The sequence below is a fragment of the Confluentibacter flavum genome, assembly GCF_002843175.1.
Lineage (GTDB): Bacteria > Bacteroidota > Bacteroidia > Flavobacteriales > Flavobacteriaceae > Confluentibacter > Confluentibacter flavum.
This window is the reverse complement of the sequence record NZ_PJEO01000056.1, coordinates 1-19,079: the sequence shown is the minus strand read 5'-3', so window position 1 is coordinate 19,079 and position 19,079 is coordinate 1. Positions and strand designations below refer to the sequence as shown.

Annotated in this window: 12 protein-coding genes; all 12 read left to right on the top strand. The window is 35.2% G+C overall.

Annotated elements, in window-relative coordinates:
* Window positions 1–17 precede the first annotated feature (17 nt).
* The 12 genes from CSW08_RS16370 (at window position 18) to CSW08_RS16315 (ending at window position 19,060) form a co-directional block, all read left to right on the top strand.
* Complete coding sequence (locus CSW08_RS16370; protein WP_106660989.1) at window positions 18–1,751, top strand: RagB/SusD family nutrient uptake outer membrane protein; 1,734 nt, start codon at window positions 18–20, stop codon at window positions 1,749–1,751.
* Window positions 1,752–1,800: 49 nt separating this feature from the next.
* Window positions 1,801–2,832, top strand: coding sequence for a DUF5627 domain-containing protein (locus CSW08_RS16365; RefSeq protein ID WP_106660987.1), 1,032 nt, complete (start codon window positions 1,801–1,803; stop codon window positions 2,830–2,832).
* A 27-nt stretch (window positions 2,833–2,859) separates the two neighbouring features.
* Window positions 2,860–5,013 (top strand): endo-1,4-beta-xylanase, encoded by a 2,154-nt coding sequence (locus CSW08_RS16360; protein ID WP_106660986.1) that lies wholly within the window; start codon window positions 2,860–2,862, stop codon window positions 5,011–5,013.
* A 100-nt stretch (window positions 5,014–5,113) separates the two neighbouring features.
* Entirely contained in the window at window positions 5,114–6,361 is a 1,248-nt protein-coding gene (locus CSW08_RS16355; protein WP_106660984.1) for a cellulase family glycosylhydrolase, read from the top strand.
* A 47-nt stretch (window positions 6,362–6,408) separates the two neighbouring features.
* On the top strand, window positions 6,409–10,461 hold the full coding sequence (locus CSW08_RS16350) for an FG-GAP-like repeat-containing protein (RefSeq protein ID WP_106660982.1): 4,053 nt from the start codon (window positions 6,409–6,411) through the stop codon (window positions 10,459–10,461).
* 421 nt (window positions 10,462–10,882) lie between these two features.
* Complete coding sequence (locus CSW08_RS16345; protein ID WP_106660981.1) at window positions 10,883–11,896, top strand: glycosyltransferase family 4 protein; 1,014 nt, start codon at window positions 10,883–10,885, stop codon at window positions 11,894–11,896.
* Between the two features lie 167 nt (window positions 11,897–12,063).
* Window positions 12,064–12,975, top strand: coding sequence for a mechanosensitive ion channel family protein (locus CSW08_RS16340; RefSeq protein WP_106660979.1), 912 nt, complete (start codon window positions 12,064–12,066; stop codon window positions 12,973–12,975).
* A gap of 549 nt (window positions 12,976–13,524) precedes the next feature.
* Window positions 13,525–14,481, top strand: coding sequence for a sensor histidine kinase (locus CSW08_RS16335; protein ID WP_106660977.1), 957 nt, complete (start codon window positions 13,525–13,527; stop codon window positions 14,479–14,481).
* Window positions 14,471–14,914 carry a response regulator gene (locus CSW08_RS16330; protein ID WP_106661226.1) on the top strand — a complete coding sequence of 148 codons (444 nt, stop codon included), beginning with the start codon at window positions 14,471–14,473 and terminating at the stop codon, window positions 14,912–14,914. The genes CSW08_RS16335 and CSW08_RS16330 overlap by 11 nt, the downstream gene beginning before the upstream one ends.
* A gap of 60 nt (window positions 14,915–14,974) precedes the next feature.
* A complete protein-coding gene (locus CSW08_RS16325; protein WP_106660976.1) occupies window positions 14,975–17,632 on the top strand; it encodes a PAS domain S-box protein in 2,658 nt (885 codons plus the stop codon).
* Window positions 17,604–18,008, top strand: a complete 405-nt coding sequence (locus tag CSW08_RS16320) for a response regulator (RefSeq protein ID WP_106660974.1) — start codon at window positions 17,604–17,606, stop codon at window positions 18,006–18,008. Before CSW08_RS16325 ends, CSW08_RS16320 begins: the two co-directional genes overlap by 29 nt.
* A 146-nt stretch (window positions 18,009–18,154) precedes the next feature.
* A complete protein-coding gene (locus CSW08_RS16315) occupies window positions 18,155–19,060 on the top strand; it encodes an IS982 family transposase (RefSeq protein ID WP_106657880.1) in 906 nt (301 codons plus the stop codon).
* Window positions 19,061–19,079 lie beyond the last annotated feature (19 nt).

Genomic DNA, 19,079 nt, shown 5'->3' with positions numbered 1-19,079 from the left:
TTAAATAATTAAATGATATGAACAAAAGAATATTTATTTTATTAGCAGTTATACTTGTTTTTATTAGCTGTGACGATCTTTTAGAACCAGCTGTGGAAAATAATAGAGGTCTAGAGGGAATGTATGAAGAGGCTGAATTTGCACAAGGAATTCTCCTAAATGGTTATACAAGACTACCTAATAGTGGGTGGTCATTTAATGATGTTGCAACTGATGATGCCGTTACCAACAATAATGATAGTGGTTTTCTTAAAATAGCAACAGGTCAATGGGCATCTAATTTTAATCCATTAGATCAATGGCAAAATTCTAAAGCAGCCATTCAATATTTAAACATATTTCTAGCAGAAGCAGATAAAGTTGTTTGGGCTAAGAGTGAAAATGTAAGTGAATTGTTCAGACAGCGATTAAAAGGCGAGGCTTATGGTTTGCGCGCTCTTTTTATGTACTATTTATTGCAAGCGCATGCTGGAGTTACTGAAGGCCAATTATTAGGGGTGCCTATTGTATTGGAACCAGAAGGTGCTAATTCTAACTTTAATATCCCTCGTAATACCTTTGAACAATGTATGCAACAGCTTTATAGTGACGCTGCAATGGCTGAACAATTATTGCCTTTAGATTTTGAAGATGCATCCACATTACCATCAGGATATGATAATTTAGATGATTATAATAGAGTGTTTGGTTTTTATGCGAGACAAAGAATGACGGCTAGAATAGCTAAGGCTGTTAAAGCTCAAGCAGCTTTGCTTGCGGCAAGTCCTGCATATAGTAACGCCAATACAACTACTTGGGCAATTGCTGCTAATTATGCTGGAGAATTGTTAAATCTTAATGGAGGTGTTATGGGTTTAGCGCCTAATGGACACACTTGGTATACCAATGTTAACGAAATGAATAACTTAGGGACTGGCGTGAACCCTCCTGAAATAATTTGGAGAACCGATATTGGCGATAGTAACAATTTAGAAAGAGATAATTTTCCTCCCTCTATTTATGGTAGTGGTCGTGTAAACCCAACTCAAAATTTAGTTGATGCATTCCCCATGGCAAATGGCTTTCCCATTACTAATCCCGCAAGCAATTATGACGCTTCAAACCCTTATGCTAATAGAGATCCTCGTCTAAGAATGTATATTTTGGTTAATGGAGGTACTGCAGGTGTAAATAATACAGCAATCAATACAGCTATTGATGGAACAACAAATGATGCATTAAATAAGGTCGAAACGTCTACACGGACAGGATACTATTTAAAGAAGCTTTTAAGACAAGATGTGAACTTGAATCCTACTTCACAAACATCTCAAAGACACTACAAACCCAGAATGAGATATACAGAGTTTTATCTTATTTACGCAGAAGCAGCAAACGAAGCTTGGGGACCTACAGGTGTTGGGCAAGTTGGTTTTTCATCTTATGATGTGATAGCAGCTATTAGAGAAAGAGCTGGAATTTCGCAACCAGACATGTATTTGGAATTTGTGAAGAATGATAAGGATGCCATGCGGCAATTAATTCGTAATGAACGTCGCTTAGAGTTGTGCTTTGAAGGTTACCGCTTTTGGGATTTGCGTAGATGGAAAGAAAATTTAACCGAAACTGCCAAAGGCGTTAAGATTGAAAGTGGGATTCATGAAACCATCAATGTTGAGAATAGAGCTTTTAGTAGTTATATGAATTATGGACCTATACCTTATAGTGAACTTTTAAAATTTGATGCACTAAAGCAAAACAGCGGTTGGTAATTGTTGTTAGAGACTTAACTAAAGAAGTACAATTAATAAAAATATAAAAATGAAAAATAAAGTATTTATAATGTTTATAATCTTGCTTGTCTCATTGACTTCATGTGAAAACAATGATTGGGAGTTCGACGATTATGAATTTCAATCGGTTTATTTCGCTTATCAATATCCAGTTAGAACGTTAACGTTAGGAGAGGATATTTTTGATACATCATTGGATAATGAGCATAAGTCTAGGATACTAGCAACCTTAGGAGGCGTTTATCAAAACGACAATGATGTAACTATAGGGTTTTCTGTTGATAATTCTTTAGTATCTGGGCTGCTATTCGGGGCTGGTGAAAATCCAATAGTCCCTATGCCAAGCAATTATTATAATTTGGCATCTGATAAGATGATTATTCCTAAAGGAGAAATAATTGGAGGTGTTGAGGTAGAATTTACCGATGCTTTTTTTGCAGATCCTTTAGCTACCCAAACAAATTATGTTATTCCAATTCGTATGAATAACGTTGTTAATGCAGATACAATTTTGTCAGGTCAAGCCCTAGTGTCAAATCCAAAAAGAGGCATCAGCGAAAATTGGAGTATACAGCCAAAAGATTTTATTTTTTATGCCGTGAAATATGTAAATCCATGGCATGGGATTTATTTAAGAAGAGGAGAAGATGAAATTACAGGAAAGAATGGTAATACATCTTTAGATGAAGTAATTACAAGACATGAAGATTATGTAGAATATGACGAGGTTTTTAATGTCAATACGCAATCGTTAACAAAATCTGGAATGCAAGTTGTTTTTAAGGATGCTAATGGAGTCAATATTAACTGCGACTTAATTTTAACATTTGATAATGATGGTAACTGTGTCGTTTCTACGAATTCTACTGACTTTACAGCTACTGGTAATGGTAAGTTTGTTACTGATGGAGAAAAAAACAGTTGGGGTAGTAAAGATAGAGATGCATTATATCTTGATTATGAAATTGACTTAGAAGAGATGCATATTACAACCAAAGATACATTGGTGTTGAGGAATAGAGGGGTTATAGCAGAAACATTTTCCCCAGTAGTTCAATAAATTTTAGACTAACTTAATAAAGACGAAATGAAAAAATTATATAAAATATGGGCTTGTGCTTCAGTTTTAGTGATGTTTATTTCCTGTGCTGATACAGATAGGCCTGGGTTTGAAGTTGAGAAACCTGAGAATATAGCCGTACAGGAGGTTATTGATGATTATTCAGATTTGAAAACATATGTTGATAAAGAATCTAATCCTAATTTTAAATTGGGAGCAGGAATTTCTTTGTCAGATTATGTCAGCAGGAATCTGATTTATAGGCTTGTAAATAGAAATTTTGATGAAATTACTCTAGGTTATGGCATGAAGCATGGAGCCATTGTGCAATCAAATGGAAATTTAAATTTAGACAATGTCAATGATTTATTAGCGACTGCCTCAGAATCCAATATATCTGTATTTGGGCATACATTAGCATGGCATGCCAATCAAAATGCATCGTATCTAAATTCATTAATTACTCCGTTAGTTGTAACTCCACCAGCTATCGCAAATTCACTGGATTTATCTGGTTTGTTAAATGAAGATTTCATGAATTGGGATGTTTCAAACAGTGGTTCTGGTATTTCTGTAGAAATGGGAGAAGGTTTGGACGCAAACTCTCAAGCAGTAAAATTAATATCTAGCGCAAACGCTTCGGCATCTACTGATTTGCAGTTGATAACTCCAGACATTCAAGTTGGAGAGGGAACTACTTTTGAAGTTGTATTCTATATTAAATCAGATAAACCAGGTGAAGGAAGCGTCACTTTTGAAGGATTGACAGATAATGAACCAATGCTAGACTGGACAGGTACAGGTACAGTAACAGAAACTTTTGAGACCAGTATTTCATGGCAAGAAGTGAGATTTCAAATTACAGGTTTTAATGCAAGTACTTTTAATGCAAAATTAAATTTAGGGTACCAGCCTGATGTTACTTACCATATTGATGTAAATAATTTTTATGTCTATGATACAGGAGGAGAAGTCGCCATTACCAATTTAATAACTAACGGTGATTTTGAAGAAGGCCATATAAATGGCTGGGGAGGCTGGGGTAATAATTCTACGAGAGAAATTACCGCTGATGGCGAAGGCTTTGGTGGAACGGGTTATGCGTTAGCAGTAACCAACCCATCATCGGTTTCTGGTTTTTGGGTTGTTCAATCAAGTTTGGCAGTTCCAGAATTAGAAGTAGGTGAAGAATATGTTTTGAGTTTTTATGTAAAATCTACCGATGTGAATGGTAATATTAGACCCGAAATGCAAAGTACTTCATGGCAAGATGGTGCAGATGGTTTTGGAACCGTTTACCTAACAAATGAATGGAGTAAAGTAGAACTATCGGTAACTCCATCTGTAGCTGGACGTAATCGTTTGATTATTAGTTATGGTGATATGGTAGGTACCGTTTATTTAGATAATGTAGTTTTAAGAAAAGCTGGTGGCTCCACTAGCGAACCAATATTTGTGGAGAAATTACCAGAAGTTAAAAGCCAAATAATAGCAGGGGCTCTTGAGAGTTGGATTTCGCAAATGGTTACTAATTGCGCACCTCATGTAAAAGCATGGGACGTTGTAAATGAACCAATGGATGATGCCAATCCGTATGAATTAAAAACGGGTATTGGTAAATCTTTATCTTCAGATGAGTTCTATTGGCAAGATTATATGGGAAAAGATTATGCTGTTGAAGCATTTAGGTTAGCTAGAGAATATGGAAATACGGATGATATATTATTTGTTAATGATTATAATTTAGAATATAATCTAGATAAATGTAAAGGACTCATTGACTATGTAGAATATATTGAATCTCAAGGACAGACTGTTGACGGAATAGGCACTCAAATGCATATAAGTATCAACTCTAATAAAGAAAATATAGCTACGATGTTCCAATTATTGGCCGCGACCGGAAAATTTGTTAAAGTGTCAGAGCTAGATGTTAGGGTGTTTGTTGATGATCCATCAGAAGAAATTTTACAACAACAGGCCGACATGTACAAGTATGTAGTTGATATGTATGAAGAATACATCCCGGTAATTCAGCGTTACGGCATAACTGTTTGGGGTGTAACTGATAGTCCAGCAAATTCTAGTTGGTTACCTGGTGAGAAGCAAGGATTGTGGACTGTAGATTATTTAAGAAAGCCATCTTATGCCAGTTTTGCAGAAGGTTTAAGTGGGCTGTAAAAGATTAAAATTAGTTTAATTTAGTTAATTTAGTTAATAGAGAAATATGCTGTACGTTATTAAAATGTATGGCATATTTTGTTTGAAATGATGTTTTACAATGAATAAATTATATTTAATTCTTTTTATATGTAGTGTATTGAGTTGCTCTCAGGAGGACAATGAAGTGGTTAAGGTTACACTACCAGAAAAACACGAAGAAGTAGAAGAAAATGAAAAAATTGAACGTCCTATAGCAACACCAAAGTTACACGTTGATGGAAGATTTTTAAAAGATCCCTGTGGAAACAGTGTATTGTTGCATGGAGTTGCCATTACTCCTAGCCCTTGGTTTAATGGAGGAGCAGTAGGTGATTGGAGATGGAATAATTATGATGTCAATGGGTGCTTGGCCTATAATAAAGGGGTGATGGATAAACTGACTAATACTGATGAAGGATGGTATTTAAATTATGTAAGGTTACATATAGATCCTTATTGGACAAATAATATTGGAGCCTCTACAGATGGAGAACATGATATTTCCCAATTTAATTTTGAACGATTTAAATCGGCTATAGATAATGTTATAATGCCTTTAATTTCACATGCCAAATCTCGAGGTATGTATGTTGTTCTTAGGCCGCCAGGTGTATGTCCCAGAGATTTAGAGGTAGGAGATGATTATTATAATTATCTGGTTTCTATCTGGGATTATTTGTCAACTCATTCGGGATTGAAAAATGCAGAGCATGTAATGTTTGAACTAGCTAACGAGCCCATAACAATAAAAAGTACTAATGGGAATTTTGGCAGTAATACCCAACCACACTTTGATGCTTTAAAATTATTTTTTCAGCCCATGGTAAATCTGATAAGGAACAATGGCGCAAATAATATAATATGGATACCCGGCTCAGGGTATCAATCCCATTATAAAGGGTATGCAAACAATCCCATTGTAGGGAATAATATAGGATACGCCGTTCATATATATCCTGGATATTGGGGCAAAGACAACAACAATCCAGAAACTTTTAGGTCCAATTGGAATGAAAATATAAAACCGGTAGCAGATATAGCACCTATAGCCATTACTGAAATTGATTGGGGTCCAGAACAATATAGTGTTTGGGGCAAAGGAGGTATTACGGGTGTTGCGGGCGGTTGGGGTTTCGGTGCCAATTTCAAACTACTAGCTGATGAATCTGGTAATGTGTCTTGGAATTTATTAGCTCCTGAGAATTTAATAGATAAAGGAGCATTAGATGGAGACATAGCTTATGGTAGTGATCCTGATGCATGTGCCTTCCCTGTACATAACTGGTTTAAAGAATACGCCAGAGATTTTGTTATTTGTGAAAACTAAAATGTTTTATTGAAGAAAGTTTCGTCCAAAAATAAATTGTTAATATAATGAAAGTCAAATATATATCTCTAAGGTTTCTTGTTGTTGGGTTGCTCTCATTTTTGTCTTTTCAGAAAGTAGAAGCTCAAATATTTGAACGTATTGAGAATTTTGCCGGCTTTGAATCTGTAAGTAAAAATAATGGGGTATCTGTTGCAGATTACGATAAAGATGGCGATTTAGATTTGTTTGTAGTAGCCAAAGCTCAAGATGAGAATAGCATTGAAGAGAGCCATAGCAAATTGTTTAAGAATAATGATGATGGAACTTTTACCGATGTCACTGAGCTTTCAGGCTTAATTAATTTATTTCCTAAAGAGGAAACGACCATTTCTTCCGTAGCATTAGCGGGCTTTAAATATGGGGCTTTTTGGGGAGATTATGATAATGATGGTTACCCTGATTTATTTATGACACATTCAAATAAAATTCAATTATTTCATAATGAAGGGAATGGGACTTTTGTGGAGGTGACCAACGCTGCTGGGTTTAATAGATATAATGGCTGCGTTAATATAGGAGCGACTTGGTTTGATTATAATAATGATGGATATTTGGATATTTATATATCAGAATGGAATATATCAAATTCTGGTTCTTCATGCGAAGGAAACCAATTGTACAAAAATAATGGAAATGGCACATTTACCAATGTAAGTGGCATTTTTCAAGGAAATGAAAAAAAATCTTCCTATCAAAGCATTCCTTTCGACTTTAATGGTGACGGATGGATGGATTTGTACGTAGCCAACGATTACTCCAATCAAGCAAATGACTTGTTTATAAATGATAAAGGAACTGGGTTTATAGAGCAATCTGCATATTATGGGTTAAACCATTCTAAAGATGATATGGGAATTGCAATAGGTGATTACAATAACGATGGTTTTTTTGATTTTTATGTAAGTGCTATAGCAGAGAATGCCTTACTGCATAATAATTCTAACATGAATTTTATTGACAAGGCCAGAGAGCTAAACGTTCTAAACACAGGTTGGGCATGGGATGTCAATTTTTCTGATTTTGACCTGGATCGAGATGAAGATTTATTTGTTTTAAATGGATACGATTTAGGTTCTTCTTTTTCTAATGAAAATGTGTATTTTGAAAATTTGTATTCACAAGGTGAGACCAAATTTGTTAATAGTACAAATAAAGTGAATTTGTACGCAGATGTTATTAGTGTAGCTCAGGCTGTTTTTGACTATGATAATGATGGTGATCTGGATATTTTTGTTACAAATAATCATGAACAAGCATATTTTTATGAAAATAAGATAACAGATTTTGTGCAACCAAATTCAAATTTACATTGGTTTAAGGTTAATTTGGAGGGTACCACATCTAATCGTGATGCTATAGGTGCTAAGGTTAGTGTTAAAACAGAAAGCGGCTCAATATATAGGTATGTAACAGGTAGAGGTTTTTTGTCACAAAGTTTAAAACCTATTCATTTTGGATTAGGTACTGATAGGACTATTTTAGAACTTAAAATATTCTGGCCTTCAGGTTTTGAAGAAACTTATGAAAATTTAGAAACTAATTCTACCATTTATATAAAAGAAGGGGAAGGATATTCGTATTCACAAAATGCTCCATCAGTAAAAATTTATGGTTGTACAGATCCAAATGCTTGTAATTACAATCCTTTTGCAACAATCAGTAATGGAGTATGTGAATATTTGCCTACTGACCCTATAAATGGCAACCCACAAGCGGTAAAAGGCAGTGTTGAAGTTTATGAGTATCCAATAAAAGCAGATAGCCATTTAGAATGGAATGTTGAAGGAGGGCAAATTGTTAATTCACAAAGTGAGGGATCAATAACAGTAGAATGGGGTACGGGAATAACAGGTATTGTTAGGGTAGTTGAAATTAGTGGAACATGTAAAAGTGAAGTAGAAGAATTATATGTTAATTTATATGATGATGCTACGGATATTAAAGAACCTTCAATTGCACGATTATGGAATGAAACCTTGTTATCATTAATACGAAAAGATTACGCACGACCAACGGTGCATTCCAGAAATTTATTTCATACCAGTATCGCATTGTATGATGCTTGGGCTATATATGATGATGAAGCACAACCTTATTTGTTAGGTAATACGGTACATAATATTAATAGCAATTTCAAAGGTTTCAAAGCCACTGGCGAAGTAAATGAGGCAAGGAAAAAAACCATGAGTTATGCCGCTTATAGGTTGTTGTCAGAGCGATTTAGGCTTTCTCCAAATCCTGAGTTGTCTCAAGGTATTATGGTTAAGGTTATGAATGATTTAGGGTACGACATTTCAATTACTGATGCGGATTATACCAATGGAGATCCAATAGCTTTAGGCAATTATATAGCAAATCAAGTAATAAGCTATGGCTTACAAGATGGATCAAATGAATTAAATCAATATACTAATATGTATTATGAATCGGTAAATCCACCGCTGGATCTTTCACAGCCAGAAAGCCTTTTGGATATAGACCCCAATAGATGGCAGCCCTTGAAATTTAATTCTTTTATAGATCAAAGCGGAAATGTTATGGGAGGAATTACACCCGGCTTTTTAGGTCCAGAATGGGGTAATGTTCTTCCCTTTTCATTGGAAGAAACAGATAAAGAAATATTTGGAAGGTCTGGAGGAAGTTACCCGGTTTATTACAATCCTACACCGCCACCAAGTGTTTATGAAAATACATATAAGTGGGGCTTTTCACTCGTGGCTAAATGGTCATCCCATTTAGATCCTAACGATGGTGTTATTTGGGATATATCTCCAAGGTCAATGGGTAATATATCAAGTTCTTTATTTCCAGATAATTATGATGATTATAGTAATTTTTATGATGATATTCAAGGCGGAGATATTGGTACCGGTAGATCTTTAAATCCAATTACTAAAGAGCCGTACCAAGAGCAATTAGTAACAAGAGGAGACTATACTCGGGTGTTAGCGGAGTTTTGGGCTGATGGACCTGATTCCGAAACGCCACCAGGTCATTGGTTTACCATTTTAAACTATGTAAATGATCATGAATTACTAATAAAGAAATTTAATGGTCAGGGAGGTATATTGGATGCTTTAGAATGGGATGTGAAATCCTATTTTATTTTGGGAGGCGCTATGCATGATTCTGCAATTGCTGCCTGGGGAATAAAGGGGTGGTATGATTATATAAGACCCATATCGGCAATTCGGTATATGGCAGAGAAGGGGCAATCTACAGATACAACAAAAGAAAATTATGATACTCTGGGCATACCTTTAGCAGAAGGTTTTATAGAAGTCGTGGAGCTAGGCGATCCTCTGGCTGGAGATAATGATGAAAATGTTGGAATGATTAAATTATATGCATGGAGGGGGCATAGTTATATTACAGATGTAACTACAGACAAAGCTGGTGTAGGCTGGATTCTGGCAAAAGATTGGTGGCCTTACCAGAGGCCTTCTTTTGTAACGCCCCCTTTCGCAGGTTTTATATCTGGGCATTCTACTTTTTCTAGAGCAGCAGCTGAAGTCTTAACATTAATTACGGGCGATGACTATTTTCCAGGGGGCATGGGAGAATTTCTCGCTAAAAAAAATGAATTTTTAGTTTTTGAAGAAGGCCCCTCAGTTGATGTTACTTTGCAATGGGCTACCTATAGAGATGCCTCAGACCAATGTAGTTTGTCAAGAATTTGGGGCGGCATTCATCCTCCTATAGATGATATTCAAGGCAGATTGATAGGAGAAGAAATAGGAAAAAAAGCATTTGCCTTTGGTGTCAATTATTTTAGCGGAAAAGAAGAACGCAATTTTACTAATAAGACCGTTTTAAAAGTATACCCCAATCCAATTCTAAGCACATCTCGTATTTTAACGGTGTCAGGTGTATCCTTTACAGATAGCATATCATTGTATGATATTAATGGAAGGTTGATTCATATTGATTCAAAAGATTACAATGAAAAAACTAGATCGGCTACAATAAAATTACCAAGTTCAATTTCTACAGGAATTTATATTCTGCTGGTAAACACAACACCTATAAAATTAGTTGTTAACGATGGGCGTTTGTAATTTTGAATGGCGGTAGTTGTAAGCGAAACCATCCACAACGCATTCATGTTTATTAGTGATTCATGGGTTTATTGTTGAGGTAAGAGACAACGATCAAAAAAATTATTTTCTTATTTATAAGAGTTCCGGAAAATGTTAATTTTAGGGGACACCGAAGCGGTGTTATAAACGCGAAGTTGATAATATATGTTTTTTAATTCAAGAAACAGAAAAAGTTTGGCTACATTGTATCAGATAATTAACAAGCATTCAAAAGACAAATTGACAATTCCGAAGACCCATTTGATCATTTTTTAAAAATGTATGGAGGTTTTATCCCTTCACCAAATGCTTGTTGTTGTGCCAAAAAATTGATTTTAGAACTTTAAAAAGTATGGCAGTGTAAATTTGTGTTTAATCAATAGTAGAAAAGCAGTATAATATGAAAATTGCCGTACTCTCACCCATCGCATGGCGCACCCCTCCCAGACATTATGGCCCCTGGGAACAGGTAGCATCAAATATTGCCGAAGGACTTGTTGAAAAAGGACATGATGTTACCCTCTTTGCAACCAAAGATTCAGTAACACAAGCCAAGCTTGATGGTGTTATACAAACAGGTTACGAAGAAGATAAAGAAATAGACCCAAAAATTGCTGAGTGTTTGCATATTGCCCATGTTATGGAACAGGCAGACAAATTTGACATTATTCATAACAATTTTGATTTCTTACCATTGACGTATTCAGGACTGATAAAAACTCCTATGGTTACAACCATTCACGGATTCTCATCGGCAAAAATTATACAGGTGTTTAAAAAGTATAACAACAGTAGCCATTATGTCTCCATTAGCAATTCAGACCGTAGCCCAGAATTAAACTATGCCGCTACAGTTTACAATGGTATTGATAAAAATCTTTTTTCATTGAATGAAGTTCCGGGCAGTTATTTGCTCTTTTTCGGAAGGATTCACCATGATAAAGGAACCTGGGAGGCTATACAAATAGCAAAAAAAGCAAAAATGAAGCTAATTATTTCAGGAATTGTGCAGGATCAAACATACTTTAATGAAAAAGTGGCCCCTTTTCTGAACGATGACGATATTATTTATGCGGGAAGTTCCGGTCCTGACAAACGCGACAAACTGTTAGGGGAAGCTTTTGCTTTATTGCACCCCATAAACTTTAAAGAACCCTTTGGCTTGAGCGTCGCTGAATCTATGTTTTGCGGAACTCCTGTCATTGCTTTTAACAAAGGCTCAATGAGTGAACTTATATTGCATGAAAAAACAGGCTTCCTGGTACATTCAATTGATGAAGCTGTTGAAACCATATCGGCAATAAAACAAATTAACCGTTCCTATTGTAGAGTTTGGGCTGAGAAAAATTTTAGTAAAGAAAAAATGGTCGAGGATTATATATCGGTATATAACAATATTCTAGGTTATAAATAAGGCTTTTAATAATTGAACTCTCATTCAAATAAGTGATTTACTGGTGTAAATAATAAATAAACCTTTCTAACTTAACATATGGTTTAATACCGAATAGATTCAAAATTATTGCCTCTTTCACAAAAAAAACCTATTTTAGTTTTAATGACAAAAATAATTATAAACGGATGAAAGATAAATTTTCTTTAGAGAACACCATTAGTAAATTATGGGATAAGTTAGATGGGTGGCTAGATGCCATCATATTAAAATTACCAAATTTTGTTCTGGCATTTATAGTTATTGTTGTTTTCTATTTTATTGCTAAAGGCGTTCGAAATGTGTTACAAAAATTTCTTTTGAGTAGAATCGGTCAGAAATCCATTCAAGATATAGTTGCAAAGATTGTTTTTGTTTTAGTCTTTTTAATTGGATTTTTTATTGCGCTAGGGGTATTGGATCTAAACAAAGTTTTAACAAGCGTGCTTGCTGGAGCTGGGGTAGTAGGCCTTGCTATTGGGTTGGCACTTCAGGGTACTTTAAGTAATACTTTTGGAGGAATAATATTATCATTTATGCCTAATATTAGGATTAATGATTTTATTGAAACTAATGATACTAGCGGTTTTGTTTCAGAAATTAGCCTTCGAAATATAGTTTTGAGAAGAACTGATAATAATTATGTTATTATTCCCAATACAAAATTTATTGAAAATAGTTTTACAAACTATTCTTTGAGTGACCGTAGCAGAATTACGGTGAGTTGTGGTATAGGTTATGAAAGTAATTTGCAAAAAGTTGAAGATTTAGTTTTGCGTGTCATTTCCGAAAATTTTAATCAGAAAAAAGGAGAGGCAGTGGAATTTTTCTTTACAGAATTTGGGGATAGTTCTATAAATTTCATTACACGTTTTTGGGTTGATTTAGTGAGTACAAAACAAGAATATGAGGCAAAACATAAAGCCGTAAAGCTTATTAAAACTCATTTTGATAAAGAAGGAATCCATATTCCTTTCCCAATTCGTACATTGGATTTTGGAAAAAACAAATTGCAGTTAAATATGGATAAAGAAGAAACTACTGGTAAAGCTGGTGATTAATGCATGAACTTATTTCCTGATTATATAAGTTCATTAATATAATTAAAAAACAACCTCTAAAAATTTTAATTTATAGAGGTTGTTTAAGTTAAATTGGTATTGGACTATGTGACGTTTTATAGGCTTTTATTTACGTTTTTTATTTTATTGTGAGTTTCAAAGATTTATTATCGCATGATACTTTATTCCTAAAATATCATTTTACATTTCCGATTAACTTTAGGGATTCCGTATGCCTTTTAAAGTAGAAAAATAAGCACAAATGTTCTCAATGGTAATTTTCATATTCTTCAGCCTGTCTGCTATTGAATAGTTTTAAAATTTAACTAATCAATCGTTAAAGTGTAAGGAAAAATATTATCTTTACGCGCCCATCCTCCGATAATATATTATATTTTATCGTTAAAATACACAAAAACCATTCCTGCACAGGCATTGTGCATTATATGAATGTTCAAATGAAGTTTTGAATTTTCTGATCAAAAGTGTTTCAGCTTAAGGCTTTTCTGCAATTCACCCTAGGAAAAGTGATTTTAAAAAAGAAATAGCATGATAAAAAAATATGAAAGACATCCTATTTCAGGATCTGAGGAGAGTATAATCACAGCCCTTGAACTCTCTGAAGAAGCATTAGAAGCAAAGGATGAAGAAAAAAATGAAATTGCCATTAAGCTGGCAAAGGCTGTAAAGGAACTCTCTTTTCAGATTGAAGAAAAAGAAAAAAGAGCAGAAGAACTTATAAAAGTAAATGAAGAACTCGCATATCAAATTCTGGAAAAGGAAAAAAGAACTGTAGAATTGGAAGAGGTTAATAAAGAGCTGGAGGCTTTTTCTTATTCTGTTTCCCATGATTTAAGAGCACCATTAAGGGCCATTTCAGGGTTTTCAGAAGTTTTGGCCAAAGATTATATAAACCAGCTCGACGAAGAAGCAAAGATCTTTTTTTCAGAAATTATTCGTAACGCAAGGAAAATGGGCGAATTGATTGATAATTTGCTGGAGTTTTCCCGTCTTTCAAGACAGGATATCTTTCGGGATACCATTGATATGAATGAAATAGTAGGAAGCATAGTCGCAGAATTGACAAAACTTGAGCCTAAAAGGAACATTGATCTTAACCTGCAGAAATTACCCAACGTTGAAGGAGATAAAAATATGTTGAAACAATTGTTTTTTAATCTTTTTTCAAATGCGTTCAAATATACAGGCAAGAAAGAAAAAGCCAATATAGAAATAGGGAGTTACTCCCGTAACCGGGAACAGGTGTTTTATGTAAAAGATAATGGCGCCGGTTTTGACCCGCGTTATTATAATAAATTGTTTGGCGTGTTCGAACGCCTGCATAGTAGTATTGAATTTGAAGGCACCGGGGTTGGATTGGCTATTGTACAAAAAATAGCCGCAAAACATGGAGGAGAAGTATGGGCAGAAGGAAAAGTTGGTGATGGTGCCTGCTTTTATGTTTCCCTGCCAATAAAAATTAAAAAAACAAATGATGCCGAATAAAGAATTTCAAATTTTGTTAGTAGAAGATAATATGTCTGATGCTATGCTTGCCATACGGGCTCTGAAAAAACACAACCTTGCAAATAACCTCGTTCATGTATATGATGGTGCTCAAGCGTTGGATTTTCTCTTCGGAAAAGGCGAATATGAGGGTAGAAACTTAGCCGAAAAACCTAAAGTTATTTTTTTAGACCTAAAAATGCCAAAGGTTGACGGCCTTGAAGTACTGCGCCATCTTAAAGCAGATGATCGCACAAAAGGTATTCCCGTGGTAATGATGACCTCATCCAAGGAAGAAAAAGATATTGCTGAGAGTCATCGTCTTGGGGTGAATAGCTATATCGTTAAGCCGGTGGATTTTGAGAAATTTTCCAAAACAGTGGCCGATTTAGGGTTGTACTGGTTATTGGTCAATCAAACACCCAGGGAATAAAAAAGGGCTCCTGAGTGAAGCTCATCATTTCACTTTTTTTAAGCTTACTAAAACAATACTATGCATAATAATTTAAGAATACTTCATCTGGAAGATGAGCCAAGCGATGCACTTTTGGTTTCACATGCTCTAAAGCAAGTGGGTTTTAAGTTTGATTGTTTGGTTGTGGATTCCAAAGAAAAATTCCTTGAGGCCTTAGATGATTTTGACCCCGATTTAATCCTGGCCGATCATTCACTACCATCTTTCAACTCTTTTGAGGCATTAGAGTTGCTGGGGAGTCGTGAGAATAAGATCCCGGTCATCCTTGTCACAGCGACAATGTCTGATGAATTTGCAGTAAATGCAATTAAGAGAGGTGCCAAAGATTATGTATTAAAAGACCGGCTGGGGAGGTTACCTTCTGCCATAAAGAATGTGTTGGAGACACAACAACTGGAAAAGGAACGCGAAGGTTTCCTCTTTCAACTTCAGCAGAATGAACGCAAATTTAGAAGACTCATAGAAAATGGTGCCGATGCAGTGGCAATTTTGTCACCCGATGGCACGCCCAGTTATGTTACCCCTTCATTGAAAAAAGTTTTGGGATATTCTGAAAAGGAGGCTCTCGAATTAAATATATATGAAATTATCCACGAGAACCAGCGAGAGTGTGTGCAGGAAAAATTTTTAGAATGCGTGGCAAACCCCCAAACTACATTTGATGGCTATTCATTGAGGGCAAGGCATAAAAATGGAAGCTGGCGCTGGCTGGAAGTGACCCTAACTAGCTTTATAGAAGATTCGGCCATTGAAGGAATCGTAGCCGACTTTAGGGATGTGACAGATCGAAAACTTGCAGATAAGGCTTTGAAAGAAAGCAATATTCGTTATGAATTGGTCTCCAAAGCGACCTCAGATGCTATTTATGAATGGGATGTCACTTCAAACGTTTTGGTTTGGGGGGAAGCATTTCATTCCATGTTTGGTTATTCACAAGAAGAATTTTCTTCAACAATAGAGGCCTATCTGGAAAAAATCCATCCTGATGAAAAGAATCAAATAATAAAAAGTCTTAATAGTGGTATTGAAGGGAAGGAAAACCGTAGAATAGCAGAATATCGACTCAAAAAAGCAGATGGGAAATATGCTTCTGTAATAGAAAAAGGTACTATTCTTCGAGACGAAAATGGCAAGGCATTGCGTATGGTTGGCGCAATCCAGGATGTTTCAGAAAAAGAGAAACTGGAAGAGCTATTAGATGAGACATACAGATTTGCGCGTATAGGAAGTTTTGAAATTGTTTGTGAAAAAAACAGTTTGTATTGGTCCCCTGTTACTAAGGAAATCCATGAAGTAGATATGGATTACAATCCTACTCTGGAAGAAGGAATTCTTTTCTATAAAGAAGGAAAAAGCAGGGACGCTATGTCCAATGCATATTCAAAAGCACTTACAGAAAACCTTCCATACGATCTTGAATTGCAGGTAGTAACCGCCAAAGGAAACGTACACTGGGTGAGAAAAATAGGCCGGCCAACTTTTGTAGATGGCAAATGTGTGCAAATTAATGGGAGTTTTCAGGACATTACCAAAATTAAAAATTCGGAACTTGAGGCTTTAAAGGCTTCTGAAGAAAAAGAGATTATTCTTGAAAGTATAGGAGATGCCTTTTTTATGGTTGATACTGATTGGAAAGTGACCTACTGGAATCGACATTCAGAAAAATTGTTGGAATGCACAAAAGAGGAAATATTAGGCAAGAATCTTTGGGATGTTTATCCTGATGCTATTGGCACGAAATTCTATACCTCATATCAAAAAGCTGTAAGGGAGCGATCGATAGAAGATTTTGTAGAATATTTTGAAAGAGCTGATAAATGGTTTGAGGTTACAGCGTATCCCTCCAAAAACGGACTTTCCGTTTATTTTAAAGATGTAACCGAGAGAAAACAATCAGACCTACAAATCATTGGCCTCAATAAAAACCTGAAGGCACATACTGAAGAGCTTGTGGAGGCAAATAAAGGATTGGAGCAGTTTTCATTTATAGTGTCACATAACCTGAGATCCCCAGTGGCCAACATTCTTGGGCTTGTAGAACTGATTGGTGACAAAGATTATCAGGAAGAAGAGAAAAACAGCTTTCTGAAGGCACTTTTTGATAATGTAAAACGTCTGGATACCGTCATTTCTGATTTAAATGCGATTTTACAGGTAAAAGTGGAGATGGATGCTAAGAAAGAAACGGTGGTACTGGAGCATCTGGTAGACACTATTAAATCTAGTATTCAAAACTTAATTGACAAAGAAAAAGTACATGTCACAACACATTTTGATATTCCGGCTATAGATACAGTTCAAAGCTACCTTCACAGTATATTTTACAATCTCATAACAAACAGTATAAAGTACCGCAGGCAGGGAGTTCCTCCAAGAATAGAGATAAGATCTGAAATTAAAGAAGGAACCGTAATTATCACTTTTGAAGATAACGGTCTGGGAATTGATTTGATTAAAAAAGAGGAACAGGTTTTTGGTCTTTATAAAAGATTTCATCATCATATTGAAGGCAAAGGGATGGGGTTGTTCCTGGTAAAAACCCAGGTTGAATTGCTCGGTGGTAAAATTTCAGTTGAAAGTGAAGTTAATAAAGGCACGAAATTCACGATTACCTTCAAAGAAAAAACACTTAATAATATTTCTGATTATGAAAAAACAACGCTACATGTTGGTTGATGATGACGACACCAATAATATGATATGTAAATATACTATTAAACGCTTTGACAGAGATGCAGAGGTAAAGATGTTTACTATGCCTGAAGATGGGCTTGCTTCTATAAAAGGGGAGTACATTATAGGTCATGAAACTTTACCTACTGTCCTTTTTCTTGACATAAATATGCCCTCTATGACAGGATGGGGATTTTTAGAGGTTTTCATGCAATTTGATGAATGCGTGAAAAACCAATTCACCATATATATACTATCTTCCTCAATTGAGGATTTTACTGAAAAAGCAAAAATTTATCCTTTCATTCAAGGATTTCTCTCCAAACCTTTAAAAGTAACCAACCTTGAAAGAGTTAGAAAACAAATGGTAGAGTCATAGCTGTATTAAAGCTATGCTAATTGCCATGGTAAATTTGCTAAATAACGTGAGTTCGACGTAAAAAAGTTGATTTATTTATAATAAAAAAGCGAAAAATTTAGTAAATTAAAGTTCTGAATTTCAATTATATAACTAAATATTTCGCTATGATTTCCGATTCTAAAATTACTGAAATTTTCTGTTCTATTGATGATTTTTGTCTTGAATTTGTCCCTTTTTGGCAAAAAAGCCTACTGGCCAATGGAAAAAAGCGCACCAGAGCTTCAAAAATGGGCCTCTCTGAAGTAATGACCATTCAAGTGCTTTTCCATTTATCCGGGTATAAAACCTTCAAGGATTTTTATATAGGCTATGTCTCAAAACATCTAACCAGTTATTTTCCAAACCTGGTATCCTATAATCGTATGGTGGAACTCAAAGGGCAAAGCTTTATGCCCCTGGCTATTTACCTCAAAGTTTGTGGATTGGCAAATTGTACGGGGATTAGTTTTATAGATTCTACGCCCCTAAGGGTTTGTGACAAGCGAAGAATTAACCAACATAGGGTATTCAAGGATTTGGCACAAAGGGGACAATGTTCCCTGGGTTGGTTCTATGGTTTCAAATTGCACATAATCACCAATGACCAAGGCGGTATCATTGATTTTATGATAACTAAAGGCAATGTGGATGATAGAAAACCTTTACGCTTCAAAGCCTTTGTTAAAAAGCTGTTTGGGAAGCTCTTTGGTGACAAAGGCTACATCTCCAAAGATCTATTTACTGAGTTGTTCTATAATGGAGTGCATCTGGTAACCAAGCTTAAAAAGAACATGAAAACAAAACTATTGACCCCTGTGCAAGATGCTTATCATTTAAGAAAAAGGGCCATTATCGAAACTATTTTTGACCAACTCAAGAACATTTGCCAAGTTGAACATTCTAGACATAGAAGCGTAACCAACTACTTCAATAATATTTTTGCCTCACTTATTGCCTATAATTTTAAAGATAGAAAACCTTCTTTAAAAAACAACTTCGTCGATACAAAGCAACTGTATTTAACTTTATAATTACATCGAACTCACGTTA